Raw genomic sequence first — 24853 nt, 5'->3', positions numbered from 1 at the left:
CTGATCGTCGGGGACGTCGAGGGGCACAACGTCCCCGCCGCGGCCGCCAGGGGCCAACTGCGCAGCGCCATGCGGGCCTTCGCCACCGGGACCCGGGTCCCGGTGGCGCCCCTTTCGCCTGCCCCGGCCCGCTCTTGACGGCCCTCCCTCGCCCACCTAGATTGCTTCCAGATAGTAGAATTTACTTTCCGCTATACGGAAGAAGCTCACCGCAGGGCGCGACGGGAGTGCGAATCCGACAGCCGAGGCAGGAGTACTCGATGGCACGTATGACCGCTGCCCGTGCGGCAGTTGAGATCCTCAAGCGCGAGGGCGTCCGCGACGCGTTCGGGGTGCCGGGCGCGGCGATCAACCCCTTCTACGCGGCTCTCAAGGCCTCCGGCGGCATCACCCACACCCTCGCCCGCCATGTCGAGGGCGCCTCCCACATGGCCGAGGGCTACACGAGGACCCGCCCGGGCAACATCGGCGTCTGCGTCGGCACGTCCGGTCCGGCCGGCACCGACATGATCACCGGGCTCTACTCGGCCATCGGCGACTCCGTGCCGATCCTGTGCGTCACGGGCCAGGCGCCAACCGCCGTGATCCACAAGGAGGACTTCCAGGCCGTCGACATCGCCTCGATCGCGCGGCCGGTCACGAAGATGGCGGTCACCGTACTGGAGGCCGCGCAGGTCCCGGGCGTCTTCCAGCAGGCCTTCCACCTCATGCGCTCAGGCCGCCCGGGGCCGGTCCTGATCGACCTGCCGATCGACGTGCAGCTCACGGAGATCGAGTTCGACCCGGAGACGTACGAGCCGCTCCCGGCCCACAAGCCGGTCGCCACCCGCGCCCAGATCGAGAAGGCGATCGGCCTGCTGAACGCCTCCGAGCGCCCGCTGATCGTGGCGGGCGGCGGGGTGATCAACGCGGACGCCTGCGAACTGCTCGTCGAGTTCGCCGAGTTGACCGGGACCCCGGTCGTGCCGACGCTGATGGGCTGGGGCGTGCTGCCCGACGACCACGAGCTGAACGCGGGCATGGTCGGCCTGCAGACCTCGCACCGCTACGGCAACGCGACCTTCCTGGAGTCCGACTTCGTCCTCGGCATCGGCAACCGCTGGGCCAACCGCCACACCGGCAGGCTGGACGTCTACACGGCCGGCCGCACCTTCGTGCACGTCGACATCGAGCCGACGCAGATCGGCAGGATCTTCGCACCCGACTACGGCATCGCCTCCGACGCCAAGGCCGCGCTGGAGAAGTTCGTCGAGGTGGCACGGGAGTTGAGGGCGTCAGGCATGCTGCCGGACCGGAGCGCCTGGGCGGCCGCGGCCCAGGAGAGGAAGGCGACCCTCCAGCGCCGTACGCACTTCGACGACATCCCGATCAAGCCGCAGCGCGTCTACGAGGAGATGAACAAGGCCTTCGGCCCGGACACCCGGTACGTCTCCACGATCGGCCTCTCCCAGATCGCCGGCGCCCAGATGCTGCACGTCTACCGGCCCCGCCACTGGATCAACTGCGGCCAGGCGGGCCCCCTGGGCTGGACGATCCCGGCGGCGCTCGGCGTGGCCAAGGCCGACCCCGAGGCGCCCGTCGTGGCCCTCTCCGGCGACTACGACTTCCAGTTCATGATCGAGGAACTGGCGGTCGGGGCGCAGCACCGGATCCCCTACGTCCATGTCCTGGTGAACAACTCCTATCTGGGCCTGATCCGTCAGGCGCAGCGGGCGTTCGACATCGACTTCCAGGTGAAGCTGGAGTTCGAGAACATCAACTCGCCCGAACTGGGCGTCTACGGTGTCGACCACGTCAAGGTCGCCGAGGGCCTGGGCTGCAAGGCGATCCGGGTGACCGACCCGGCGGAGCTGGGCGCGGCCTTCGAGCAGGCCAAGAAGCTCGCCCAGGAGTACCAGGTCCCCGTGGTGGTCGAGGCGATCCTGGAGCGGGTCACCAACATCTCCATGTCCACCACCAACGACATCGGCAACGTCGTCGAGTTCGAGGAGATCGCGACCGAACCGGGGCACGCGCCGACCTCGATCAGGACGCTGAAGGTCTGATGCTGAAGGTCCGATGCTGAAGGCCCGATGCTGAAGGTCTGACGCTGAAGGTCAGAGGCGTCCGCGGAGACGGCGAAGGGCGGCTCACCCCACCGGGGTGAGCCGCCCTTCGCGGTGTCCGGGGCCCGCCGCCCCCGTGTCGGCGGGTCCCAGGCTTCGTGAATATGCCCTCGGGGACGGGCGGTTGAAGCCTGTTGACCCATGTTCAGAGCTGGATTTGAGGTTTGCGTAGACGTCCTACGTCCCCGGGTGTACGTGCGTGGTCACGCCAGTTCGTCGTGCTCGGACAGCCCCGGCCAGTCCTCGGGGCCGCCGCCCTGCCACTCGATGAGTTCGCTTCCCTCGACGTCCGTGACGTAGAGGTCGGCCAGCCGCAGGATCTCGGACACGTCGTCCAGGTGCGTGGCGATGCCGAGCGTCCTGTCGCCCTCCGTGACCCGCCGTGAGCCGTCCAGGGCCGGCGCGTGGACCACGACATGCGGATGTTCCGTCGAATGTGCCATGTCTTCAGACTCCTGCGGAAGCGAGGGCCGCGCACCCGGAACGGCGAGAGGCGCCGGATGCGGATCTCTTCCGCATCCGGCGCCTCTCGGATGGCCGGGACCGCGGTGGGCGCGACGGGGCCGGGGCTCCTTCCCTCAGGTCGTAGAAGGAGGTTCCGGTCCCTTCACCACCGCACTGGCTCGCACACCGCCGCGGTCCTCGCCGCGCCCGCGCCGCCGGCCGGCCACCCCTCATCCGGGCCGTCCGACGGTCGCGGGCCGTCCGTGATTCTCCTGATGTGCGTGGGTTTCCGGTCCGCGGCGGCGCCTGGGCGCGACAGGACTGATGTCGGCGCCGCAGCAGACCGGAAGTCGGGGGGTCAGACCGGGGCGCCGGAGAGGCGCTCCACGCCCCGCAGCAGGGCCGAGTGGTCCAGGCCGCCGTCGCCCTGGGCCCGCAGGCTCGCGACGAGTTGGGCGACCACGGCACCGACCGGGAGCGCGGCGCCGACGGTGCGGGCCGCGTCCGTGACGATGCCCATGTCCTTGTGGTGCAGGTCGATCCGGAAGCCCGGCCTGAAGTCGCGGCCGAGGAAGTTGCCCTTCTTCCGCGCCAGCACGGTCGACCCGGCGAGGCCGCCGCCGAGGACGTCCAGCGCGGCCCTCAGGTCCACGCCGGACTTCTCCAGGAAGACCACGGCCTCGGCGCACGCCTGGATGTTGACGGCGACGATCAGCTGGTTGGCGGCCTTCACCGTCTGGCCCGAGCCGTGCGGACCGCACAGCACGATGGTCTTCCCCAGCGCCTCGAAGACCGGCTTCGCCTCGTCGAAGTCCGCCTGTTCGCCGCCGACCATGATGGACAGCACGGCCTCCACGGCGCCGGCCTCACCGCCGGAGACGGGGGCGTCCAGCACGCGGACGCCCTTGTCCCGGGCGGCCTTCGCGAGGTCGACGGAGGTCTGCGGGGTGATCGAGGACATGTCGATCAGCAGGGCGCCGGGGCGGGCGTTGTCCAGGATGCCGTCGGGGCCGTACGAGACGGCCTCGACCTGCGGTGACGCGGGCACCATCGTGATGATCACGTCCGCCTCGCGGACGGCCTCGGCGACGGAGTGGGCCGCGGTGCCGCCGGCCGCGGTCAGGCGGTCCAGCTTGTCCTGCTCCAGGGTGAAGCCGGTGACGTCGTAACCCGCCTTGATCAGGTTCTCGGACATCGGGGAACCCATGATGCCGAGGCCTATCCAGGCGATCTTGGGGAGGTTGCTCATTCGGGTGCCTCTCAGTGCAGGGGGTCAGCGGGACAGCCAGTCGAAGGCCTCGGAGCTCGGACGGTCGCCCGGCTTGTACTCGAGGCCCACCCAGCCGTCGTAGCCGGCCTTCTTCAGCCGGCCGAGGAGGTCCTCCAGCGGCAGCGAACCCGTTCCGGGCGCACCGCGGCCGGGGTTGTCGGCGATCTGGACGTGGCCGGTCCGAGCGGCGAACTCCTCGATCACCGCCGGCAGGTCCTCGCCGTTCATGGACAGGTGGTAGAGGTCCATCAGGAAGCGCGCGTTGTCCAGGCCCGTCGCCCGGTTCACCTTGTCGACGATCCCGACCGCGGCCGGGGCCGACACCAGCGGATACCGCGGCGACTCGGGCTTGTTGAGCGCCTCGATCAGCAGGATCGCGCCGATCCGGTCGGCCGCCCGGGCCGCGAGGACGAGATTCTCAAGCGCCAGCGCGTCCTGCTCGGCGGGGTCGACGCCGTCGACGCGGTTGCCGTAGAGGGCGTTGAGCGTCGTGGCGCCGAGCGAGTGGGCGAAGTCGGCGGCCACGTCGATGTTGGCGCGGAACCGCTCCGACTCCTCGCCCGGGATCGACAGGGCGCCGCGGTCGGGGCCCGGCAGCCGTCCGGCGTAGAAGTTCAGACCGGTGAGCCGGACACCGGCGTCCTCGATCGCCTTCCGCAGGGCGTCCAGCTCGGACCGCTCGGGCGTGGGGGTCTCGACCCAGGGCCACCACAGCTCCACCGCGGTGAAGCCGGCCGCGGCGGCGGCCGCGGGGCGCTCCAGCAGCGGGAGTTCCGTGAAGAGGATCGACAGGTTGACGTTGAAGCGCTGGTCCGCGAAGCCCATGGGGGTCGGCGCTCCTTCCATTGAGCAGAATTCCATATTGTGGAAATTAAGTTTTGTCTAGTGGAAGACTGCCTCTCTTTCGGGAGCACTGTCAAGACCGCGGACACACGGCTGCCCCCGCACGTCGCGTGCGGGGGCAGAGCGAAGGGCCTGATCAGAGGGCGTCGACGGCGCTCACCTTCCAGCCTCCGGAAGCTCGGGTCATCGTCATGCGCACCCGGTTCAGGTCCAGCCGGGAGCCGGAGACCTGGGTGCTCTCGGTGACCTGGTTGACGAAGAGCAGCACGACGGCCTTGTCGGGCGAGGCCGAAACGACGGAGGCCGCCGAAACCGTCGCCTTCACCACCCCGTGGTACTTCGCGGCGGTCGGCCCGACGACCGTGCCGGTGGTCCTGCGGTACTCGTCCCGGAAGTTCCCGGTCAGCCGCTGACGCGCGCGGGTGAAGTCCCGGTCCAGATGCCGGTAGTCGTACGACAGCACGACCGGTGCCGCCTGCCGCGCGGCCGTGAGCGCCTCGCCCCGCGCGGCCTCCGCGCGCCTGTCCTCCCGGTACTGCCACCCGAGCATCGCGACCGCGACCAGGCCGAGGGCAAGGAGGCCGCCGAGCACCACGGTGAGCAGCCGCCGTCGGGAGGGACGCCCCGTCCCCCGGTCATCCGGGGATTCCAGGTCGTCCGGCGACGGCTCCGGCGGGTCGTCCCAGCCGTCGGGGACCTCGATCACCACCGTGCGCCCGGAGCCCGGTTCCTGCGGCTGAGGTGTCCGCTGCTTCAGCTGCTCCGCCCGCTTGGCGCGCTTGGCGGCCGCGCGGGCGGCCGCGGACATGGTCCGTCGGGCGGGGGAGGTCGTGTTCGCCATGGTCGTACTCCTCACTGAGGGGGGCGGGTCAGCCCACGAACTCGACGTCGGAGGTCAGCCAGCGCCCGCCCCGGTGGACCAGGTCGAGCTGCAGCCGGTATGTGCGCGCCTGACCCTCGGGTGCGGCGGTGTTGGTCACCTTGCTGTCGGCGACCACCAGAACGCGGGCCGAGCGGGCGTCGGAGCGGACGATGCCGGCGTCGAGGACCCGGCCCTCGGAGACGGACTTGTTCTGGGCGACAAGCTGGGTCAGCCGGCCGGTCTGCGCGGCGAACTGCTTCTTGAAGTCGCCGGTGGCGCCCTTGAGGACGTTCGCGCTGTCCCGGCCGTAGTGCCGGTAGTCGAGCGAGGTGAAGTTGAGCGCCGACTGGCGGGCCGCGGCCAGGATGTCCTGGCGGCGCTGCTCCGTCGCCTGCCGGTCGTGCAGGCGCAGGCCCAGCCAGAGTGCGGCGACCGCGGTCAGGACGGTGGCCGCGACGAGTCCGACCGTGAGTGCCCTGCCGTTCATGCCATGGGGCCGACGAGCAGCCATTGCCACGACTCCTTTCCGAACACCGTCTGCTGGCCGCCCGTCGAGCCGATCTCGACGGGCCTTCCGTCCGGGCCGGTGGCGGTACCGGTCTCCGGGTCGTAGGGCGTGACGTACGCCGCCTGGTCCGCGCCGCCGGACGCGGACCGCGCGCCCGGGGCGTTCTGCGCGCCCCGCACCGACGTCTTGCCGCCGCGCGGGGCGGTGCAGCGTGCGTCGGTGTTCGCCGCGCGCGTGCTGGTGTCGGAGGGGTCGCGCCGGGTGGTGTCGTAGCCCTGGGTGCAGGGCGGCGGGTCGTCGGCGTTGACCACCAGACCGAAGTGGGTGGTGCCGTCGCCGGGGACGACCGTGTAACTGCCCGCGACCAGCGCCGGGAAGGTCACCAGGGCCTGCTCCACGCCGGGCAGGTTGGCCAGGGTGACCTGCCCGCCACTGATCAGGTTGGCGAGCAGGACGGACAGGCGCGGCCCGGTCGACTTCAGCAGGGAGTCGACCTGCTGCGCGGCCGGTGTCGTGGTGCCGATCAGCCTCCGCACATCCCCGTCGCTCGACTTCAACTGCGCGGTGAGCAGCGCCAGATCGTGCGCGAAGGACTTGATCGATGACCCCTGGTCGGCCTGCGTCTTGAGGACCTTCCGGGAGTCCTCGATCAGCGAGACGGTCTGCGGGAGCGAGTCGGACGCCGACTCCACGAGCGCGTTGCCGGAGTCGACCAGCCGGCTCAGGTTCGGGCCCGTGCCGGCGAACGCCTTGCCCAACTCGTCGACGGTGACCCGCAGATCGTCCTTGCCGACCGAGTTCACCAGCCGGTCCAGGCTGAGCACCAGGTCCGTCGTGGGCAGCGGCACGCGCGTGTCCTCGCGCGGGATGGCGCTGCCGTCGAGGAGGTACGGGCCCTTCGACGACCGTGGCTGGAGGTCGACGTACTGCTCGCCCACCGCCGAACGGTCGGCGACGACGGCGAGGGTGTCCGCCGGGATGCGCGGCGCCCCGTCCTTGATGTCGAGGGCGACCGAGACCCCGTCGGAGCCGCTCAATCGCAACGCCCCGACCTTGCCCACCGGCACCCCGCGGTAGGTGACCTCGGCGCCGGTGAAGATTCCTCCGGAGTCGGCGAAGTCGGCCCGCACGGTGTAGCCGCGGTCCAGGACGTCGTCCACGAGGCCGGTGTAATCGGCGCCGACGTACGAGACACCGACGGCGGTGATGGTGGCGAAGGCCAGCAACTGGGCCTTGACCGTACGGGTGATCACGGCTGCACCCCCTTCAGCATCAGCTCGGCGAGCGCGAGGTCGATCCCCTCGGGCGCGCGGGCGTGCGAGGAGTAGGCGCTGGTGCACACGGGCGGGCACAGCACGCCGCCGCCACCGGAGGAGGCGGAGGGAGTCGGCAGGGCGGGTGTGCTCGGCAGCGCGGTCGGCGTCGGCACGCTCGGCAGGCTCGGGACGGACGGAACGTCGGGAAGGCCCGGCGTGCTCGGGGTGCCAGGCGCCTTCGAACCTCCCTTGCCCTCAATGGAGTTGCTACCCGTCAGGTTGCCGTAGAGGTCGGCGAAGTCGAGGTCCGCGGTGAGGTGGAGATTGACGTAGTCGCCCTTGATCGCGTCCACGACGTTGCGCGGGAAGGGGTAAGTGGTCAGCAGTTCGAGGGAGTTGGGGAGGTCGTTGCCCGACTTGTTCAGCTGGCGCAGGATCGGCCGGAGCTGCTCGAGGTCGGCGACGGTGTCGTCGTGGGAGGCGTTGACCACCTTGGTGCCCGTCCTGCCGAGCTTGGACAGGGCGGTGAGCATCCTGGTCAGCTTGCCTCGCTCGTCCGCCAGGACCTTCAGCGCGGGCGGCATGGTGTCGACGGCGTGGGCGATGGTCTTCTTCTCCTTGCCGAGCCGCCCCGCGAGCCGGTCGACGGCCTTGATGGCGCGGACGATGTCCGCCTTCTGGTCGTCCAGGCCGCCGATGAACGTGTTCAGCTCCTTGAGCAGCGACCGGACGCGGTTCTCGCGGCCGTCCAGCGCCTTGTTCAGCTCGACGGTGATCGTCTTGAGCTGGGCGACGCCACCGCCGTTGAGCAGGGCGGACAGCGCGGAGAGCACCTCCTCGACCTCGGGGTTGCGGCCGCTGCGGGACAGCGGGATGAGGGCGCCGTCGCGCAGCCGGCCCACGGCCGCGGTGCCGGTGGGCGGGGCGAGTGCCACGTACTTCTCGCCGAGCAGGCTGGTCTGGCGCAGTTCGGCGACCGCGTTGGCGGGCAGCTTCACCGAGTCGGCGACCCGCAGCCGTACGCGTGCGTGCCAGCCCTCGAGCTGGACCTTCTCCACCGCGCCCACGGTCACGTCATTGACCTTCACCGCCGACTGCGGCACCAGGTCGAGGACGTCCCGGAACTCGACGGTGACGTGGTACGCGTGTCCGTCGTCGGCGGCGCCGCCGGGCAGCGGGACGTCGTACCAGCCGTTGAACTCGCAGCCGGACAGCAGCAGTGAGCCGGCCGCCGCCCAGGCGAGGGCCCCTGCCGTGCGTCGTATGCTCATGCGCTCGCCCCCAGGATTCCGCCGAGCGTCCGGTCGACCGTGCCGCTGACCGCCGAGTCAGGCGATGCCTGCGGCAGCTTCGGCAGGGAGTCGAAGAGTTTCTTCAGCGCCTTGCAGTCGGGGTTCCTGCCGCCTTCGTCCCCCGTCGTCTTGAGGACCGAGCACAGCAATGAGCCTGGATCCTGGGCCTGTTCGGCGTTGTTGCGGGTGTCGAGGGTGCCGGAGGACGGGTTGTAGGTGTTGTTGAGGTTGGACAGGCCGGTGGGGGCGACCTCCAACAGCTCGTTCAGTGCGGCGCGTTCGGTGACGAGCACCTTGGTCACCTTGCTGAGGCCCTTCACGTCCGAGGTCAGCGTCTTCTTGTTGTTCTTCACGAAGGCGGACACGTCACCGAGGGCCGTCGCCAGGTTCGCGATCGCCGCCGCGAGGTCCTTGCGCTCGCCCGCGAGCTGCCCGGCCACGTCGCTGAGGCTGGTGTTGAACGACCGCACGCTCTTGTCGTCGGACGCGAGCGCCGCCGTGAACACCTGCAGGTTGCGCACCGTGCCGAACAGGTTCCCCCGGCCGTCGGACAGCGTGGTCACCGCCTGTGAGAGGTCCCGCACCGTCTGGTTGAGGTTCTCGCCCTGTCCGTTGAGGTTGTCGGCGCTGACGCCGAGCAGCCGGGACAGCGAGCCGTCCTTGTTGGCGCCCTTGGGGCCGAGCGCCTCGGCCGTGGTGTGCAGACTGTCGAAGATCCGGTCCAGCTCGACGGGTACGGCGGTGCGCGACTCGGGGATGACGGCACCGTCCCGCAGCACCGGCCCCTTCCGGTACACCGGCAGCAGCTGCACATAACGGTCGCTGACCACCGAGGAGTTGATGATCGCGGCCCGCGCTCCGGCGGGGACCTTGCGGTCGGCGTCGTACTCCAGCTCGACCCGCACCCGGTCGCCCTCCGGCGTGATCCGGTCGACCCTTCCGATCGGCACGCCGAGGACGCGGACGTCCGAGCCGGGGTAGATGCCGACGGTGCGCGGAAAGTACGCGGTGACATGGACCTTCTGAGGGCTGGGCCACAGCGCGTAGGTGAGCGCGGCGATCAGTGCCACGACGTTCACCAGGGCCAGTTTCCTCCTCACCGGGTGCCTCCCGTCCGCGGGACCACCGGAGCGGCGACCAGGTTCTGGACGTAGGAGTCGAACCAGCGGCCGTTGCCGAGGGTGTTGGTGAAGACCCGGACGTAGGGCGCGAGGAGCTCGACGCTGCGGTCGAGGCTCGCCTGGTTGCGTTCGAGCATCTGCACCACACCGTTCAGGCCCTTGAGGGCGGGCCCGATCTCCTTCTCGTTGTCGTCGACCAGGCCGGAGAGCTCGATGCCGAGCGCGGCGGAGGTCTTCAGCAGCTTGTGGATCGCCTCGCGCCGCCTGCTGATCTCCTTGAACAGCTTGTCGCCGTCTTCGACCAGCGCGGTGAAGTCCTTGGAGCGGTCGGCGAGTACGCCGGTGACGCCGTTCGCGTGGTCGAGGAGTTCACCGAGGGCCTGGTCGCGCGAGGCCACCGTCCGGGAGATCCGGGACAGGCCCTTGATGGAGGCGCGCACCTCGGCGGGGGAGTCCTGGAAGGTGGTGGAGATGGTGTCCAGCGCCTTCGCCAGCTGCTTGGTGTCCACCTTCTCCGTCGTGGTGGTCAGGTCGCTGAACGCCTGCACGACGTCATACGCCGACACGGTGCGCGCGAGCGGGATCTCGCTGCCGCTCCTCAACTGCCCCGGCCCCTTGGGGAGCAGGGCGAGATACTTCGCGCCCAGGATCGTCTTGACGCGGATCGCCGCGCCGGTCTGAGTCCCGAACTCCGGGTCGCCGTTGACCTTGAAGGTGACCTTCACATGGTCGCCGTCCAGATCGACGCTCTCGACCTTGCCGACCTTCACACCGGCGATGCGCACCTCGTCGCCGGGCTTGAGGCCGCCGGCCTCCGAGAAGGCCGCGCTGTACGTCTTGCCGTCGCCGATGAACGGCAGGCTCTCGGCGTTGAAGGCTGCCACCGTCAGCAGCGCGAGGACGGTGAGGCCGACGGCGCCGATGACGACCGGGTTCCGTTCACGGAACGGGATCAGACGCGGGCGGCGGATGCGTATCCGCGGAAGCCTCGGCGGGTCGATGCGGACCTTCATCAGCGGTTCGGGCTTGCGCGGGCGGGGCGCACGCCGGGGCAGCCGGAGCTTCGGCAGCTTCGGCGGGTCGATGCGGACCTTCATGAGGGGTTCCGGGCGCTTTGTGCGGCTCACGATCCGCACCTCGCCCTCGCCACGCGCAGGTCCGGCGTGAGGACCTGCCTGGTCTTCGGCAGCACGATCCGGCCGTCGAAGTCGCAGAGGTAGAAGTTGAACCACGAGCCATAGGAGGCGGTCCCCGTCAGGGCGTTGAGCTTGTTCGGCAGCCGCTTCAGGACGCCCTCCACGGTCGTCTCGTTGTCGTTCAGGGTTCCGGTCAGGTCGGCCAGCCCGGCGATGTCGTCCTTCAGCGGCGGCCGGGCGTCCGTCAGCAGTCCCGAGGTGGCGTCGGTGAGGTCGCCGATGTTCACCAGGGAGTCGGCGATGGGCTTGCGGTCGGCGGACAGCCCCGAGATCACCCGGCGCAGCTGCTTCAGCAGATCGGAGAAGCGGGAACCGCGCTTGTCCAGCGTCGCCAGCACGGTGTTGAGGTTGTCGATCACCGATCCGATCAGCCGGTCGCGGTCGGCGAGTGTGGTGGTGAGTGAAGCGGTGTGCACCAGAAGGCTGTTGACCGTGCCGCCCTCGCCCTGGAGCGTGCGGATGATCTCCGTGGCGAGCTGGTTGACGTCCTGCGGGCTGAGCGCGGCGAACAGCGGCTTGAAGCCGTTCAGCAGGGCGTTGAGGTCCAGGGCGGGCTGGGTGCGCTTCAGCGGGATGGTGGCGCCGGGCTTGAGCCGGGTGCCGTCGCCCGCGCCCTCGGTCAGGGCGACGTACCGCTGTCCGACCAGGTTGCGGTAGCGGATCACGGCGTGCGTGCTGGTGAGCAGCGACCGGTCGGCGCTGACGCTGAAGCTGACCTCGGCCAGCGTCCGGTCCTTGATCCGGATGCCTTCGACCTCGCCGACCCGCACCCCGGCGACGCGGATGTCGTCGCCCTTCTCCAGGCCGGTGACGTCGGTGAAGACGGCACGGTAGGTGTGCTTCGGGGTGAAGGAGACGTTGACGATGGTGGCGGCGAGCAGGGCCGTCGCCGCGATCGTCACCAGCGCGAAGAGGCTGAACTTGATGAGGGGCGCGGCGGTCTGCCGGGCGTGTGAGGTCGTCATGCCACACTCACCGCCGTCCCGCGTGCCATCGGCCCGAACAGCAGCGTCGCGACCGGCGGCACCTCGTCGGCGGGCACGCCCATGACCGGCGACACGAGCGAGCCGATGGCTTGCTGCTCGGCGCGGGTGGCGGAGACACCGGCGAGCGGCCCGGACGAACTGCCCCGCTTCGAACCGTCGTTGAGGTGGACACCGGGTGCGGGGACCGAAGGGTTCGGCAGATCACGGCAGTTCGGGCCCGAGTGGTCGCCGTAACGTGGTTCCTCGCCGGGCTCGTACGCCCCCTGCTGCCGTACGACTTCGAGCGTGATGTGCATCCTGCCGCCCCGGAAGGCCTGTTCGGACGCGTGCTCCTCGTGGACCAGGCCGGCCAGGAGGCAGGGGTACTCGGGGGAGTAGCGGGCGAACAGCTCCAGGGTCGGGCGGGAGACCCGGCCGAGGGTGATCAGGCGGTCGCCGTTCGTGGAGAGGAAGTCGTCGGCGGTGGCGGCGACACCGGCCGTCGCGGTGAGTGCCTGGGAGAGCCGGTCCCGCTGCTCGACCAGGGTGCGGCTGGTGGTGACGGTGTTGCGCAGGATGTCCATCAGGTCCGGTGCCGCGTCGCCGTACACCTCGGCCGCGTCGGCCAGGCGGGCGAAGTCCTCGGTGAGGGACGGCAGATGGGGGTTGAGGCGGTGCAGATAGGCCTCCACGCGCGTGAGGTTGTCGCCGATCCGGTCGCCGCGGCCTTCGAGGGCGTCGGCGAAGGCGGAGAGGGTGGCGTTGAGCCTGCCGGGCTGCACGGTGCGCAGCAGCGGGAGCAGGTCGTTCATGAGCTGCTGGAGTTCGATGCCGACGCGGGTGTGGTCCTGGGTGATGACGTCGCCGGCGCGGATGGGGCGAGCTGAGGAGGACGCGGTGCGGGCGGGTGCGACCAGGTCGACGTACTTCTCGCCGAACAGCGTCTTGGGCAGCAGGCGGGCGTGCACGTCCGAGGGGATGTCGGCCGCGTACTCGGGCTTGAGCGCGATGTCCAGGGTCGCCCTGGAACCGTCGGAGTGCACCGCGCGCACCTCCCCGACCAGCAATCCGCGCAGCTTGACGTCGGCACGCGGGTCGAGCTGGTTGCCCAGGCTGTCGGCCTCCAGCCTGATCCGCACGGCCGGGGTGAACGCCTGCTGGTAGACGGCGACGGACAGGGACAGCAGCAGGGTCAGCACGGCGAGGAACACCACGCCGTACAGCCGCAGTCTCAGCACCCTCATACGGTTCACCCCGCGATCCGCACGGTCGTGTTGGCGCCCCAGATCGCCAACGACAGGAAGAAGTCAAGGACGTTGATCGCCACGATCGAGGTCCGCACGGCCCGGCCCACCGCCACGCCGACGCCCGCTGGGCCGCCGCTCGCGTAGTAGCCGTAGAAGCAGTGCACGAGGATGATCAGGACGGCGAAGACCAGCACCTTGCCGAAGGACAACAGCACGTCGACCGGTGGCAGGTACTGGTGGAAATAGTGGTCGTAGGTGCCCGCCGACTGGCCGTAGTAGTCGGTGGTGATCGTGCGGGCGGCCAGGTAGGAGGACAGCAGGCCGATCACGTACAGCGGGATGACGGCCACGAACCCGGCGATCATCCGTGTGGTCACCAGGAACGGCAGCGAGGGCACCCCCATGACCTCCAGGGCGTCCGTCTCCTCGCTGATGCGCATGGCGCCGAGCTGGGCGGTGAAGCCCGCGCCGACCGTCGCCGAGAGCGCGAGGCCCGCCACCAGCGGGGCGATCTCCCGGGTGTTGAAGTACGCCGACAGGAACGCCACGAAGTTGGAGGTGCCGAGCTGGTTGAGGGCCGCGTAGCCCTGCAGGCCCACCTCCGTGCCCGTGAAGAACGAGAGGAAGGCGATCACACCGACCGTGCCGCCCACGACCGCGAGCGCGCCCCGTCCGAAGCTCACCTCGGCGAGCAGCCGCAGGATCTCCTTCTTGTAGCGGCGCACGGTGCGACCCGTCCACGCCAACGAGCGGCCGTAGAAGGAGAGTTGGGAGCCGAGCTGCTCCAGACGGTTCAACAGCGTCATGCTTCAGCCCCTCTGCGGGACGACCTGGAAGTACACCGCGGTCATCACGAAGTTCGTCACGAACAACAACATGAAGGTGATCACAACCGACTGGTTCACGGCGTCGCCCACACCCTTCGGGCCGCCCTTCGCCGTAAGTCCCTTGTAGGAGGCGACGATCGCCGCGATCGCCCCGAACACCAGCGCCTTGATCTCGGCCGCCCACAGGTCGGAGAGCTGGGCGAGCGTGGTGAAGGAGGCCAGGTAGGCGCCCGGAGTGCCGTTCTGCAGCACGACGTTGAAGAAGTAGCCGCCGGCCACGCCGACCACCGACACCAGGCCGTTGAGCAGCACCGCCACCACCATCGACGCAAGCACGCGCGGCACCACCAGGCGATGGATCGGGTCGATGCCGAGGACCTGCATCGCGTCGATCTCCTCCCGGATCTTCCGCGCCCCGAGATCCGCGCAGATCGCCGTGCCGCCCGCGCCCGCGATCAGCAGCGCGGTCACGATCGGCGAGGCCTCCCGCAGTACCGCCAGCACCGAGGCGGCCCCGGAGAAGGACTGGGCGCCGAGCTGTCGGGTCAGGCTGCCGATCTGCAGCGCGATCACCGCGCCGAAGGGGATGGAGACCAGGGCCGTCGGCAGGATGGTCACGCTCGCCACGAACCACGCCTGCTGGATGAACTCCCTTGCCTGGAACGGCCGTCGGGGAATGGTCCGCACGACGTCCAGCGCCATCGCGAACAGGTTCCCGGAGTGCCGCAGCGCTCCGGTCGGTGACAGGCTCATGCGTCCGCCACCGCCTTCCGGTCCCGCAGCTCGGCCTCCCGTCGGGCGATCGCCTCCCACCGGGGCGGTCGGGTGATGCCCGGCCCCGGCAGCAGGCGGGGAGTCAGGGCCTGGCTGCCGGGAGTCCGCGTGCCGTCACCCAGTTGGGCCAGCTCCTGCTCCACCTGCGCGGCGTCCTTCTCCTCCGCCATGCCGATCGGACCCTGCATCCGGCCGTTCAGGAACTGCCGCACGACCGGCTCGTCACTGGCCAGCAGCTCCTCGCGCGGCCCGAACATGACGAGCTCGCGGCGGAACAACAGGCCGATGTTGTCCGGGACCTGGCGGGCCGAGGCGATGTCGTGGGTGACGATCAGGAAAGTCGCGTCGATCTGGGCGCTGAGGTCGACAATGAGCTGGTTGAGGTAGGCGACCCGGACCGGGTCGAGGCCCGAGTCCGGCTCGTCGAAGAGGATGATCTCGGGGTCGAGGACGAGCGCCCGGGCCAGCCCGGCCCGTTTCCGCATACCGCCGGAGATCTCGCCGGGCAGCTTCCGCTCCGACCCGATCAGCCCGACCATGTCCATCTTCTCCAGCACGATGCGCCGGATCTCGCTCTCGGACTTGCGGGTGTGCTCGCGCAGCGGGAAGGCGATGTTGTCGTACAGGTTCATCGAGCCGAACAGGGCGCCGTCCTGGAACAGCACGCCGAAGAGCTTCCGCACCTCGTAGAGGTCGCGTTCGCGGAGCTTCGTGATGTCCCGGCCCTGGATGATGATCGAGCCGCGGTCCGGCTTCAGCAGACCGACGAGCGTCTTGAGGAACACCGACTTGCCCGTGCCCGATGGGCCGAGCAGGACCGAGACCTCCCCGGCGGGCAGCGTCAGCGAGACGTCCTCCCAGATGACCTGGTGGCCGAAGGACTTGGTCAGCCCTTCCACACAGATCTCGACACCCATCCGGTCCACCTCTCGGCCCGTGGAGCAGCTCCGACATCTGCTCTACGGGGAGGGGCGGGGCGTCCGTCGCGAAGGGGGCGAACTTTTTTCGCGCGGATCTACGGGACCGACGGAAGGGCGGTGAGGGAGGGGGCCGGGGCGGTGAGCGAGGGGGTCGGCAGTGACGGTTCGGGGAGGTCCGGCACGCTCGGCAGGGCGGATACCGCCGGGACCTCGGGGACATGCGGGACGTCCGGGACGGCCGACAGGGACGCCTTCGGCAGGGGTGGCACGGACAGCGGCAGCAGGGAGCGGGCGTCGGCGGAGGGGCTCGGCCCGGGTGCCGTCGAGGCGGCCGGGAGGGCGCGGGCGTGCGGGGCGGCGGTCGGCCGACCCGCGCTGTAGGGCCGTACGGACTCGACCCGCTGCCCCGACGCGGGGGAGGCCGCCGGCCGGGGAGCCGGGCCCGGCCTGCCCCCGTCCAGCGTGTACGGCAGCACGAACCCCGCCACCACCAGCGTCGCCGCAGTCGACGCGACCGCCACCGCCTGGGCCTTACCGGTCGCCTTGAGGCGGCCCTTGCCGAACAGGAACAGCGCGAAACCGAGCGTCGCCGCCAGCGAGTTGCGCAGGGTCCGGCGGGCGCGGGCGAGGAGGGACTCGACGGTGCGGTAGCTCAGGCCCATCCGCACGGCGACCTGGCTCACGTCCAGGTCCTGCGACTTCAGCCGCAGCGCCTCCGCCTGCCGGGCGGGCAGCTCCCCGCTGCGCACCGCCAGCCACTTGGCCTCGGCCCGGTCGCACACCGCCTCCTCGACGGGCACCGGACCGGGCGCGATCAGCGTCGGGCTGGTGCGGACCTCGGCCTCCCGATTGACCTGCCGGTACCGGTCGACGCACAGCCGCATCGTCACCGTCGTCAGCCACGCGCCGAGCCGCTCGTCGTCCAGGTCCGGCCGCTCCGCCGCCCGCAGCATCGCCTCGTGCACCGCGTCCTCGGCGTCCTCCGGGCTCATCGACCGGCGCCGGGCCACCTTGAGCAACTGCTCCCGGTGACTCCACATGCGCCGCCAACGCTCGTCGGCGGACTCCGTCTCCGCAGGCATGTCCGTCGCCATGAGGGCCCCTTCGCGCTCTCCCACCGGGCTGTCCCGACCCGGCGGGTGGCGACATTACCGCCCGGTAGCCGCGGTTGTGGAGGGGGTGGAGGCCATCGAGTCCGCGCTGTTACTGGTCAGCGGGCCGGTGGCGGGGAGCAGGCTGCCGGTGGGGAGGGGGAGGGTGGGGACGACGGGGTCCGGCGTACTCCCGGTCGCCGGGCGGGAGTTGGCCGGGCTCGGCGAGGCGGGAGCGGACGGTGTCGGTGACGGGGTGGCCCTCGGGCGCGGGGACGGTTTCGGCTTCGGCGTGGGCTTCGGGTGCGTCGGCTCGGGGCGGGTCGAGGATTGCCGTACCGGCGAATCCGGAGAATCCGAGCCCTCCGAGGAACCGTCCGGCACCACCGTGTGCCCCTCCAGGAAGTAGGCGTACCAGGCCCTGACCGTGCGCAGATACCGCGCGGAGTGGTTGTAGCCGAGGATCCCCCGCTCCAGCCCCGCCGGGTCGGACAGGTCACCCCCGGCCGCGCACAGGTAGCGTCCCGCCGCGAGCGCCGCGTCGAAGACGTTGCCGGGGTCGCGCCGCCCGTCGCCGTTTCCGTCCGCACCCCACCGCGCCCACGTCGACGGGATGAACTGCATCGGCCCCACCGCACGGTCGTACACCGCGTCCCCGTCGTACGCACCGCCGTCCGTGTCCGCAACGACGGCGAAGGCGCCGCCGTCCAGCCGTGGGCCCAGGATCGGCGTCACGGTCGTGCCGTCGCCGGTCACCCGGCCGCCCTCCGCCTGCCCCGACTCCACCTGCCCGATCGCCGCCAGCAGCTGCCACCGCAGCCCGCAGCCGGGCGCGGTGCGGGCGAGCTCCGCCTCGGCGTGCCGGTAGGCGGCGAAGACGGTGGCGGGCACCGCGCCGCCGACCGCCTGTGCCTTGCCTTCACGCTTGCGTGCGAGCGGCGGCAGGTCCGTGCGGTACGGAGCGTCGCCGGACACGCTCGGCGCGTGCCCGGCGGGCCGCTCCACCGGCATGGCTGCCCGCGCCTCGGTCGCCCCCGGCGCCTGTGACGCGGTCAGCACGGCCATCGCCGCCGCTGCCACCGCCGTACCCCTGACACGTCTGACCCTCTGCCCTGCCACGTCCCGATCCCCTCCCGGTGAGCTGCTCTTCTTCTGCTCTACGCGGGAGGGCGGCATGTCCGTCGGTGTGCCTACCCTGGAGGTGTGGCCCGGTCCAACGACGAGGTGGCCGCCCTGCTCCAGGAGTACGCGGACCTGATCTCGATCACTGGCTCAGACGCGTTCAGGGCACGCGTCTACGAGAAGGCGGCGCGCGCGGTCGGCGGCCATCACGCCGACGTGTCCAAGCTCGACCTCAAGGGCCTCCAGGAGATCCCGAACGTCGGGAAGTCGATCGCCCAGAAGGTCCTGGAGTACTTCGACAACGGCAGCGTCTCGGCGGTGGAGGAACTGCGGGCGAAGATCCCCGCCGGGGTACGGCGGCTGACGGCCATCCCCACGCTCGGCCCCAAGAAGGCCCTCACGGTCTACGAGGAGCTGGGCATCTCCTCCGTCGAGGAACTCGCCGAGGCCATTCACCAGGAGCGGCTGCGCGACCTCAAGGGCTTCGGGCCGAAGACCGAGGAGAACATCCTCCACGGCATCGAGCTGCTGCAGTCCGCGGGTGGCCGCGTCCAGCTCGACGTAGCCATGAACCTGGCGGAGGACATCGTCGGCGCGCTCTCCCGGGTGCCGGGCTGCAAGCGGTGCGCCTACGCCGGCTCGCTGCGCCGGGTGCGCGAGACCATCGGCGACATCGACATCCTCGCCGCATCGACGAATCCGGCGCCGATCATGCGTGCCTTCACCGGGCTGCCGTACGTCACCGAGGTGATCGGGACGGGCGAGAAGAAGACTGCCGTGCGCACCACCAAGGGCCTGAACGTCGATCTGCGCGTGGTGCCGCCCGACTCCTGGGGTGCGGCGCTCCAGTACTTCACCGGCTCCAAGGCCCACAACATCCGCACCCGCGAGCGGGCCGTCCACCACAAGCTGAAGCTCTCCGAGTACGGCCTCTTCGACGTCGAGACCGGCGAGAAGATCGTCTCCGAGACGGAGGAGGAGGTGTACGCCCGTCTCGGACTGCCCTGGATCCCGCCGACCCTGCGCGAGGACCGCGGCGAGATCGAGGCGGGGCTGCGCGACGAACTGCCCGCCCTGGTCGCCGAGTCCGACCTCCGCGGCGACCTGCACACCCACACCGACCTCACCGACGGACTCGCCCCGCTCGAGGAGATGGTCGAGGCGGCCGCCGCGCGCGGCTACGCCTACTACGCGATCACCGACCACGCGCCCGACATGGCGATGCAGCGCATGACCGACGAGCGGATGCTGGCCCAGCGCGCCCGCGTGCGCGAACTCGACGGCACCTGTCCGACCCGGGGCCGGCGGGGCGGACTGCGTCTGCTGCACGGCACCGAGCTGAACATCGGCCCGGACGGCGAGGTGGACTGGCCGGACGACTTCCTCGCCGGATTCGACCTGTGCGTGGCATCCGTCCACTCGCACTTCAACCAGGCCCGCGACGCCCTGACCCGCCGTCTCGTGCGGGCCTGCGAGAACCCGTACGTGAACATCATCGGCCACCCCACCACCCGCATCCTCGGCAAGCGCCCCGGCATCGACGCCGACCTCGACGCGGTCTTCGCCGCCTGCGCCCGCACCGGCACCGCCCTGGAGATCAACGCCCACCCGGACCGTCTCGACCTGCGCGACGAGGACATCCTGCGGGCCCGCCGCCACGGCGTGCGCTTCGCCGTGAACAGCGACGCCCACGCCGTTCCCCACCTGGCCAACATGCGCTACGGCATCGGCACGGCCCAGCGCGGCTGGCTCACCCCGGCCGACGTGATCAACACCTGGCCCGAACAGCGCCTGCGAACCTTCCTGCGCAAGGGGCGAAGCTGACGGTGAGCTGCTCTTCCCGTCGGCGGGCGTGCTCGTGCGCTCGCGGGTGATCCGGTCGGAGTGCCGGCCGGGGGCCCTGCGGCGAAGGGGGCTGGAGGCGGTGCGTGCCGCGCCGGCCTGTGGGGGGCCGGCAGGTTCGCGCGAGCGGTGTGATCAGGGGTCGGCAGCAGTGTCGGCCTCGGGGTCTGCCGGCTATGGGCAGGTGGTGGGCGGGAGGGGTGCCCGCAGGCACGTACCGGGCGTTAGGTTGTGCGCGTGCGATTGAGAGTGGAGTTCACGACCGAGCCCTTCGATCTCGACGAGGCGCCCGCGCACGCGCTGGTCGCCCGTGAGGTCATCGAGGGAGCCGAGCTGGACGCGGTGGACGTCGGCCCCTTCGGCAACACGGCGGAGGGCGGTGCCGACGCCGTCCTGACGGCCCTGGACGCCCTGCTGCGCAAGACCCTGGAGGCCGGCGCCACCCGGATCACACTGCAGGTCAACGTCATCGGGGAGGGCGGCGCGTGACCGGCACCGGGGACGAGCCGTTCATCACAGCCGTGAAACCGCTGGTCGACGCCATGGGCGGGGAGATGCTCCCGCCGGACGAGGCCGGCCCCGACGACGTCGTACTCGCCTGGGAGGGCGCCGACGTCGTCGCCGTACGCCTGCCGCAGCTCGCGGACTCCCTCGATCACATCCTGGCCGCCATGGAGCGCAAGCAGGGCAAACCCCTGGCCGAGCTGGACCGCAAGGCCAAGCAGGAGGTCGTACGGATACTCGAGGCGCGCGGCGCCTTCTCGGTACGGCACGGCGTGGAGACCGTCGCCGGCGCGCTCGGCGTCAGCCGGTTCACGGTCTACAACTACCTGAACCGGGAGAAGGAGAGCTGAGCGGGGCTGCGTGCGCCGGGTTTCGTCACCCAGAATTTTCAACAAAGTGTTGACGTGGCGTCGCGTGGGGGCGTTAGCTAACGGCACCCGCTGAAGCACGACGGCCGTTCGCGGCCACGGAGGCTCCCGTGACGTCGACATCCACGCCCCCGGGCCTGGCTCGGTTCAACGCCCTGGAGGAGCGGGCGGCCTACGCCGCGCTCCACGAGGCGTGCGCCTCCACGGCATGGGTACGGCGCCTGCTCGCCACCCGCCCCTACGCCACCGCCGAGGACCTCTACGCCGCCAGCGACGCCGCCATGGCCGAGCTGAGCACGGCGGACCTTCGGGAGGCGATGGCCGGACACCCGCCGATCGGCCGCCCCAAGGAGGGCGATGGGACCTCGGCCCGGGAGCAGCGCGGCATGGCCGGCGCCTCCGAGCAGCTCAAGGCGGAGATGCTCGAACTGAACCTGGCCTACCAGGACCGGTTCGGCCATGTCTTCCTCATCTGCGCCACCGGCCGAAGCGCCGAGGAGATGCGCGACGCGCTCAAGGAGCGGATCGGGAACGCGCCGGAACAGGAACGCGAGATCGTCCGCACCGAGCTGGGGAAGATCAACCGGATCCGCCTCGCCCGGCTCGTCGAAGAGGAAGCCTGAACCATGAGCACCAGCACCACCGCCTCCGTGTCCACGCACATCCTGGACACCAGCGTCGGCCGCCCCGCCCGGGGTGTCGCCGTCCACCTCTCCGCCCGTGGTGGGCGGAAGGCGGACTGGCGGGCACTCGGCGGTTCCGCGACCGACGCCGACGGCCGGTGCAAGGACCTTCCGGACCTGCCGGAGGGGACGACCCACGTACGGCTCGACTTCGCGGTCGAGGCGTATTTCGAGAACAAGCAAGCCGATGCGCAGCAGGACGCCCCCGCGAATCGGGACAGCGGTACCGGTGCGTTCTTCCCGGAGGTGGCGATCACGTTCGCCGTCGTGCCGGGCGAGCACTACCACGTACCGCTGCTGCTCAACCCGTTCGGCTACTCCGTATACCGAGGGAGCTAGCTACAGATGCCCACCATTCTGGGACAGAACCAGTACGGCAAGGCCGAGAACCGAGTCGTCAAGATCACGCGGGACGGCGCCACCCACCACATCAAGGACCTCAACGTCTCGGTGTCGCTCTCCGGCGACATGGACGAGGTCCACTACTCCGGCTCCAACGCCAACGTCCTGCCGACCGACACCACCAAGAACACGGTGTACGCGTTCGCCAAGGAGCACGGCATCGAGTCCGCCGAGCAGTTCGGCATCCACCTCGCCCGGCACTTCGTCTCCTCGCAGGAGCCGATCCACCGGGCCCGCATCCGCATCGAGGAGTACGCCTGGGAGCGGATCGAGGTACCGGGGGAGGCCAGGCACTCCTTCGTGCGCAAGGGCCAGGAGACCCGGCTCGCGCAGGTCACCTACGACGGCTCGTCGTGGGAGGTCGTCTCCGGCCTCAAGGACCTCACCGTGCTGAACTCCACGGACTCCGAGTTCTGGGGCTACGTGAAGGACAAGTACACCACCCTGCCGGAGGCGTACGACCGCATCCTGGCCACCGAGGTCTCCGGCCGCTGGCGGTTCAACTGGACCGACGACGCCCGGCCGGCGCCCGACTGGGACGAGTCCTACGAGCAGGCCAGGAAGCACATGCTGCAGGCCTTCGCCGAGACGTACTCCCTCTCGCTCCAGCAGACCCTGTACGCCATGGGCACGCGGATCATCGACCACCGCGACGAGATCGACGAGGTGCGTTTCTCGCTCCCGAACAAGCACCACTTCCTGGTGGACCTGGAGCCGTTCGGGCTGAAGAACGACAACGAGGTCTACTTCGCCGCCGACCGGCCCTACGGCCTGATAGAGGCCACCGTCCTGCGGGACGGCAGCGAGGCGAAGATCCCGGCGGACCTCACCAATCTCTGAAGGACGAACCATGGCAGCAGCCCAGCGCACCGTCATCGAGAACTGTTCGATCGCGACGGTCGACGCCGACGACACCGAGTACGCCTCCGGCCACCTCGTCCTCGCCGGCAACCGCATCGAGTCGCTCGGCGCGGGCCGGGCGCCCGAGGGACTGGAGAACGTCGTACGCCGAATCGACGCCTCCGGTCATCTGGTGACGCCCGGCTTGGTCAACACCCACCACCACTTCTACCAGTGGATCACCCGGGGCCTGGCCACCGACCACAACCTCTTCAACTGGCTGGTCGCCCTCTACCCGACCTGGGCGCGCATCGACGAGCCGATGGTGTACGCGGCCGCCCAGGGATCCCTGGCGATGATGGCCCGCGGCGGCGTCACCACCGCCATGGACCACCACTACGTCTACCCGCACGGCTCCGGCGACCTCTCCGGCGCCATCGTCCGCGCGGCCCGCGAGACGGGCGTCCGCTTCACCCTCGCCCGTGGCTCCATGGACCGCAGTGAGAAGGACGGCGGACTGCCCCCGGACTTCGCGGTCGAGACGCTCGAGGGTGCCCTCGCCGCGACCGAGCAGACCGTCAAGGAGCACCACGACTCCTCCTTCGACGCCATGACCCAGGTGGCCGTGGCACCGTGCTCCCCCTTCTCCGTCTCCACCGAACTCCTGCGGGAGGGCGCCGAGTTGGCGCGCAGGCTGGGCGTGCGGCTGCACACCCACGGCTCGGAGACGGTCGAGGAGGAGCAGTTCTGCCACGAGTTGTTCGGCATGGGCCCGACCGACTACTTCGAGTCCACCGGCTGGCTCGGTGAGGACGTGTGGATGGCGCACTGCGTCCACATGAACGACTCCGACATCGCCGCCTTCGCCCGGACGGGGACCGGCGTCGCCCACTGCCCCTCGTCGAACGCCCGTCTCGCCGCCGGTATCGCCCGCGTCCCCGACATGCTCGCGGCCGGCGTCCCGGTCGGCCTCGGGGTCGACGGCACCGCCTCCAACGAGTCCGGCGAACTGCACACCGAACTGCGCAACGCCCTGCTCGTCAACCGTCTCGGCGCACACCGGGAGGCAGCGCTGAACGCCCGCCAAGCACTGCGCCTGGGCACCTACGGCGGTGCCCAAGTGCTGGGCCGCGCGAGGGAGATCGGCTCACTGGAGCCGGGCAAGCTGGCCGACCTGGTGCTGTGGAGGCTGGACACCCTCGCCCACGCCTCCATCGCCGATCCGGTCACCGCACTGGTCTTCGGCGCGGCGGCGCCCGTCACCGCGTCCTTCGTGAACGGCCGTCAGATCGTCGAGGAGGGGCGTCTGTTGCACGTCGACGAGGACGCGATCGCCCGCTCGACCCGGGCCGAGGCGCAGCGGCTGGCGCGGATCACCGCGCAGGGCTGACGAAATCGAGGTCTCCGGTCGAGGGGGACGGCCCTCGACCGGTGGCCGTGGACCCGGACCGGGCCCATGGCGGCCGTCTCCGGGGCGCGCATGGACGTGCGCGCCCCGGAACGGTTTCCGTCCCGCGTGCAGGGCGGCGGCCGCGACACGCAGGAGGTGGTCCCCCCGATGGTGCACGCTGTCTCCCATGAATGAGTCCGGCCGTGTCGAGGCCTTCAGCGACGGTGTGTTCGCCATCGCCATCACCCTGCTCATCCTGGAGATCAAGGTCCCCGAGATCGGCGAACACGGCGGTCTGTGGCAGGCGTTGGGCGCGCAGTGGCCCTCGTACGCCGCCTATGTGGTGAGCTTCCTGGTCATCGGCATCATGTGGATCAACCACCATCAGCTGTTCAGCTACGTCGCCCATGTCGACCGCACGCTGATGTTCCTGAACCTGCTGGTGCTGATGGTGGTGGCCGCGGTGCCCTGGCCGACGGCGGTCCTCGCGGAGTATCTGCGCGAGGACACGGCCTCGCACGTCGCCGCGGCCGTCTACAGCCTGGTCATGGTGGCGATGGCGCTCACCTTCCAGGCCCTGTGGTGGCATCTCACCCGCACCGGGCACCTCTTCGACCCCCGCGTCGACGTCCCGGCCGCCCGGGCGACCCGCGCCCGCTTCGCCCTCGGCGCCCTCGCCTACCCCGTCACGGTCGGCCTGGCCTTCGTCTCGGCCCCCCTGACCCTGGCCGTGCACGGCCTGATCGCCCTGTACTACGGCTTCAACCAGGTCCCGGTCCCGACCCGGGAGGACCCGGCCATGCCATGACGTCGGCCGGCAGTTCCACCTGGTCGATCACGGTGAGTCCGTGGGCGGCCCGGGTACCGGCGTGCGGGGCGTACGGCTGGGCCAGCCCGCGCGCACGTACGTACCGGGAGTGGGCGGAGGACCACACGTCGGCGTTCTTCCAGCGAGGTTGAGACCGGACGGCGGGGACCCGC

General features: G+C 70.5%; 27 protein-coding genes. 11 read left to right on the top strand and 16 right to left on the bottom strand.

Annotation, left to right across the window (positions count from 1 at the left end):
* Together ABZZ74_RS02045 and gcl are read left to right on the top strand one after the other, a co-directional pair.
* The gene (locus tag ABZZ74_RS02045) at positions 1 to 138 is read left to right on the top strand and encodes a SpoIIE family protein phosphatase (protein ID WP_356761105.1); all 138 of its coding nucleotides are present in this window, start codon (positions 1 to 3) and stop codon (positions 136 to 138) included.
* 122 nt (positions 139 to 260) lie between these two features.
* Positions 261 to 2045, top strand: coding sequence for a glyoxylate carboligase (gene gcl, locus ABZZ74_RS02040; protein ID WP_356761073.1), 1785 nt, complete (start codon positions 261 to 263; stop codon positions 2043 to 2045).
* 263 nt (positions 2046 to 2308) lie between these two features.
* Here gcl and ABZZ74_RS02035 read toward each other — a convergent pair whose 3' ends face one another.
* The 16 genes from ABZZ74_RS02035 to ABZZ74_RS01960 all read right to left on the bottom strand — a co-directional run bounded on the left by ABZZ74_RS02035 (position 2309) and on the right by ABZZ74_RS01960 (position 17786).
* Complete coding sequence (locus ABZZ74_RS02035) at positions 2309 to 2548, bottom strand: hypothetical protein (protein WP_356761071.1); 240 nt, start codon at positions 2546 to 2548, stop codon at positions 2309 to 2311.
* A gap of 359 nt (positions 2549 to 2907) precedes the next feature.
* Positions 2908 to 3798 carry a 2-hydroxy-3-oxopropionate reductase gene (locus ABZZ74_RS02030; RefSeq protein ID WP_356761070.1) on the bottom strand — a complete coding sequence of 297 codons (891 nt, stop codon included), beginning with the start codon at positions 3796 to 3798 and terminating at the stop codon, positions 2908 to 2910.
* Between the two features lie 24 nt (positions 3799 to 3822).
* Positions 3823 to 4644 (bottom strand): TIM barrel protein, encoded by an 822-nt coding sequence (locus ABZZ74_RS02025; RefSeq protein WP_356761068.1) that lies wholly within the window; start codon positions 4642 to 4644, stop codon positions 3823 to 3825.
* A gap of 154 nt (positions 4645 to 4798) precedes the next feature.
* Positions 4799 to 5503: a hypothetical protein gene (locus ABZZ74_RS02020; protein ID WP_356761067.1), complete on the bottom strand. Its 705-nt coding sequence runs from the start codon at positions 5501 to 5503 to the stop codon at positions 4799 to 4801.
* 28 nt (positions 5504 to 5531) lie between these two features.
* Entirely contained in the window at positions 5532 to 6035 is a 504-nt protein-coding gene (locus ABZZ74_RS02015; protein WP_356761065.1) for a hypothetical protein, read from the bottom strand.
* The gene (locus tag ABZZ74_RS02010; RefSeq protein ID WP_356761064.1) at positions 6008 to 7285 is read right to left on the bottom strand and encodes an MlaD family protein; all 1278 of its coding nucleotides are present in this window, start codon (positions 7283 to 7285) and stop codon (positions 6008 to 6010) included. Before ABZZ74_RS02010 ends, ABZZ74_RS02015 begins: the two co-directional genes overlap by 28 nt.
* Entirely contained in the window at positions 7282 to 8559 is a 1278-nt protein-coding gene (locus ABZZ74_RS02005; protein ID WP_356761062.1) for an MCE family protein, read from the bottom strand. Before ABZZ74_RS02005 ends, ABZZ74_RS02010 begins: the two co-directional genes overlap by 4 nt.
* Positions 8556 to 9680, bottom strand: coding sequence for an MCE family protein (locus tag ABZZ74_RS02000; protein ID WP_356761060.1), 1125 nt, complete (start codon positions 9678 to 9680; stop codon positions 8556 to 8558). Before ABZZ74_RS02000 ends, ABZZ74_RS02005 begins: the two co-directional genes overlap by 4 nt.
* On the bottom strand, positions 9677 to 10657 hold the full coding sequence (locus ABZZ74_RS01995) for an MCE family protein (RefSeq protein WP_356761103.1): 981 nt from the start codon (positions 10655 to 10657) through the stop codon (positions 9677 to 9679). The genes ABZZ74_RS02000 and ABZZ74_RS01995 overlap by 4 nt, the downstream gene beginning before the upstream one ends.
* 167 nt (positions 10658 to 10824) lie before the next feature.
* Positions 10825 to 11862 carry an MlaD family protein gene (locus ABZZ74_RS01990; protein ID WP_356761058.1) on the bottom strand — a complete coding sequence of 346 codons (1038 nt, stop codon included), beginning with the start codon at positions 11860 to 11862 and terminating at the stop codon, positions 10825 to 10827.
* Complete coding sequence (locus ABZZ74_RS01985; protein ID WP_356761057.1) at positions 11859 to 13106, bottom strand: MCE family protein; 1248 nt, start codon at positions 13104 to 13106, stop codon at positions 11859 to 11861. The genes ABZZ74_RS01990 and ABZZ74_RS01985 overlap by 4 nt, the downstream gene beginning before the upstream one ends.
* 5 nt (positions 13107 to 13111) lie before the next feature.
* On the bottom strand, positions 13112 to 13915 hold the full coding sequence (locus tag ABZZ74_RS01980; RefSeq protein ID WP_356761055.1) for an ABC transporter permease: 804 nt from the start codon (positions 13913 to 13915) through the stop codon (positions 13112 to 13114).
* 3 nt (positions 13916 to 13918) lie between these two features.
* The gene (locus ABZZ74_RS01975; protein WP_356761054.1) at positions 13919 to 14689 is read right to left on the bottom strand and encodes an ABC transporter permease; all 771 of its coding nucleotides are present in this window, start codon (positions 14687 to 14689) and stop codon (positions 13919 to 13921) included.
* A complete protein-coding gene (locus ABZZ74_RS01970) occupies positions 14686 to 15627 on the bottom strand; it encodes an ABC transporter ATP-binding protein (RefSeq protein ID WP_356761053.1) in 942 nt (313 codons plus the stop codon). Before ABZZ74_RS01970 ends, ABZZ74_RS01975 begins: the two co-directional genes overlap by 4 nt.
* A gap of 98 nt (positions 15628 to 15725) precedes the next feature.
* Positions 15726 to 16724: a sigma-70 family RNA polymerase sigma factor gene (locus tag ABZZ74_RS01965; RefSeq protein WP_356761052.1), complete on the bottom strand. Its 999-nt coding sequence runs from the start codon at positions 16722 to 16724 to the stop codon at positions 15726 to 15728.
* A gap of 54 nt (positions 16725 to 16778) precedes the next feature.
* On the bottom strand, positions 16779 to 17786 hold the full coding sequence (locus tag ABZZ74_RS01960) for a lytic transglycosylase domain-containing protein (protein ID WP_356761101.1): 1008 nt from the start codon (positions 17784 to 17786) through the stop codon (positions 16779 to 16781).
* A gap of 138 nt (positions 17787 to 17924) precedes the next feature.
* On the opposite strand from ABZZ74_RS01960, the gene polX reads away from it, so the two are divergent.
* The 9 genes from polX (at position 17925) to ABZZ74_RS01915 (ending at position 24832) form a co-directional block, all read left to right on the top strand.
* Positions 17925 to 19667, top strand: coding sequence for a DNA polymerase/3'-5' exonuclease PolX (gene polX, locus ABZZ74_RS01955; protein ID WP_356761050.1), 1743 nt, complete (start codon positions 17925 to 17927; stop codon positions 19665 to 19667).
* 255 nt (positions 19668 to 19922) lie between these two features.
* A complete protein-coding gene (locus ABZZ74_RS01950; RefSeq protein ID WP_133041743.1) occupies positions 19923 to 20174 on the top strand; it encodes a hypothetical protein in 252 nt (83 codons plus the stop codon).
* Positions 20171 to 20539: a helix-turn-helix domain-containing protein gene (locus ABZZ74_RS01945; protein ID WP_356761048.1), complete on the top strand. Its 369-nt coding sequence runs from the start codon at positions 20171 to 20173 to the stop codon at positions 20537 to 20539. Before ABZZ74_RS01950 ends, ABZZ74_RS01945 begins: the two co-directional genes overlap by 4 nt.
* Positions 20540 to 20667: 128 nt before the next feature.
* Positions 20668 to 21180: a 2-oxo-4-hydroxy-4-carboxy-5-ureidoimidazoline decarboxylase gene (gene uraD / locus ABZZ74_RS01940; RefSeq protein WP_356761047.1), complete on the top strand. Its 513-nt coding sequence runs from the start codon at positions 20668 to 20670 to the stop codon at positions 21178 to 21180.
* A 3-nt stretch (positions 21181 to 21183) separates the two neighbouring features.
* On the top strand, positions 21184 to 21579 hold the full coding sequence (gene uraH, locus ABZZ74_RS01935) for a hydroxyisourate hydrolase (protein ID WP_356761046.1): 396 nt from the start codon (positions 21184 to 21186) through the stop codon (positions 21577 to 21579).
* Positions 21580 to 21585: 6 nt separating this feature from the next.
* A complete protein-coding gene (gene pucL, locus ABZZ74_RS01930) occupies positions 21586 to 22482 on the top strand; it encodes a factor-independent urate hydroxylase (protein ID WP_356761045.1) in 897 nt (298 codons plus the stop codon).
* Between the two features lie 10 nt (positions 22483 to 22492).
* On the top strand, positions 22493 to 23872 hold the full coding sequence (locus ABZZ74_RS01925; RefSeq protein WP_356761044.1) for an 8-oxoguanine deaminase: 1380 nt from the start codon (positions 22493 to 22495) through the stop codon (positions 23870 to 23872).
* A 187-nt stretch (positions 23873 to 24059) separates the two neighbouring features.
* Positions 24060 to 24680: a TMEM175 family protein gene (locus ABZZ74_RS01920; RefSeq protein WP_356761042.1), complete on the top strand. Its 621-nt coding sequence runs from the start codon at positions 24060 to 24062 to the stop codon at positions 24678 to 24680.
* On the top strand, positions 24677 to 24832 hold the full coding sequence (locus tag ABZZ74_RS01915) for a hypothetical protein (RefSeq protein ID WP_356761040.1): 156 nt from the start codon (positions 24677 to 24679) through the stop codon (positions 24830 to 24832). Before ABZZ74_RS01920 ends, ABZZ74_RS01915 begins: the two co-directional genes overlap by 4 nt.
* Positions 24833 to 24853 lie beyond the last annotated feature (21 nt).

The sequence above is a fragment of the Streptomyces sp. NPDC006476 genome (assembly GCF_040612015.1).
GTDB classification, from domain to species: Bacteria; Actinomycetota; Actinomycetes; order Streptomycetales; family Streptomycetaceae; genus Streptomyces; species Streptomyces griseorubiginosus_B.
Note: the sequence above shows the minus strand (reverse complement) of the source record. Positions and strands in the feature narration are given on the sequence as shown.

What these genes read in the sequence shown, in the direction of transcription:
- gcl (WP_356761073.1), top strand. Translation starts at nt 261, where the DNA reads ATGGCACGTATGACCGCTGCCCGTGCGGCAGTTGAGATCCTCAAGCGC.
- ABZZ74_RS02035 (WP_356761071.1), bottom strand. Translation starts at nt 2,548, where the DNA reads ATGGCACATTCGACGGAACATCCGCATGTCGTGGTCCACGCGCCGGCC.
- ABZZ74_RS02030 (WP_356761070.1), bottom strand. Translation starts at nt 3,798, where the DNA reads ATGAGCAACCTCCCCAAGATCGCCTGGATAGGCCTCGGCATCATGGGT.
- ABZZ74_RS02025 (WP_356761068.1), bottom strand. Translation starts at nt 4,644, where the DNA reads ATGGGCTTCGCGGACCAGCGCTTCAACGTCAACCTGTCGATCCTCTTC.
- ABZZ74_RS02020 (WP_356761067.1), bottom strand. Translation starts at nt 5,503, where the DNA reads ATGGCGAACACGACCTCCCCCGCCCGACGGACCATGTCCGCGGCCGCC.
- ABZZ74_RS02015 (WP_356761065.1), bottom strand. Translation starts at nt 6,035, where the DNA reads ATGGCTGCTCGTCGGCCCCATGGCATGAACGGCAGGGCACTCACGGTC.
- ABZZ74_RS02005 (WP_356761062.1), bottom strand. Translation starts at nt 8,559, where the DNA reads ATGAGCATACGACGCACGGCAGGGGCCCTCGCCTGGGCGGCGGCCGGC.
- ABZZ74_RS01990 (WP_356761058.1), bottom strand. Translation starts at nt 11,862, where the DNA reads ATGACGACCTCACACGCCCGGCAGACCGCCGCGCCCCTCATCAAGTTC.
- ABZZ74_RS01985 (WP_356761057.1), bottom strand. Translation starts at nt 13,106, where the DNA reads ATGAGGGTGCTGAGACTGCGGCTGTACGGCGTGGTGTTCCTCGCCGTG.
- ABZZ74_RS01980 (WP_356761055.1), bottom strand. Translation starts at nt 13,915, where the DNA reads ATGACGCTGTTGAACCGTCTGGAGCAGCTCGGCTCCCAACTCTCCTTC.
- ABZZ74_RS01975 (WP_356761054.1), bottom strand. Translation starts at nt 14,689, where the DNA reads ATGAGCCTGTCACCGACCGGAGCGCTGCGGCACTCCGGGAACCTGTTC.
- ABZZ74_RS01970 (WP_356761053.1), bottom strand. Translation starts at nt 15,627, where the DNA reads ATGGGTGTCGAGATCTGTGTGGAAGGGCTGACCAAGTCCTTCGGCCAC.
- ABZZ74_RS01965 (WP_356761052.1), bottom strand. Translation starts at nt 16,724, where the DNA reads ATGGCGACGGACATGCCTGCGGAGACGGAGTCCGCCGACGAGCGTTGG.
- ABZZ74_RS01960 (WP_356761101.1), bottom strand. Translation starts at nt 17,786, where the DNA reads ATGGCCGTGCTGACCGCGTCACAGGCGCCGGGGGCGACCGAGGCGCGG.
- uraH (WP_356761046.1), top strand. Translation starts at nt 21,184, where the DNA reads ATGAGCACCAGCACCACCGCCTCCGTGTCCACGCACATCCTGGACACC.
- pucL (WP_356761045.1), top strand. Translation starts at nt 21,586, where the DNA reads ATGCCCACCATTCTGGGACAGAACCAGTACGGCAAGGCCGAGAACCGA.
- ABZZ74_RS01925 (WP_356761044.1), top strand. Translation starts at nt 22,493, where the DNA reads ATGGCAGCAGCCCAGCGCACCGTCATCGAGAACTGTTCGATCGCGACG.
- ABZZ74_RS01920 (WP_356761042.1), top strand. Translation starts at nt 24,060, where the DNA reads ATGAATGAGTCCGGCCGTGTCGAGGCCTTCAGCGACGGTGTGTTCGCC.
- ABZZ74_RS01915 (WP_356761040.1), top strand. Translation starts at nt 24,677, where the DNA reads ATGACGTCGGCCGGCAGTTCCACCTGGTCGATCACGGTGAGTCCGTGG.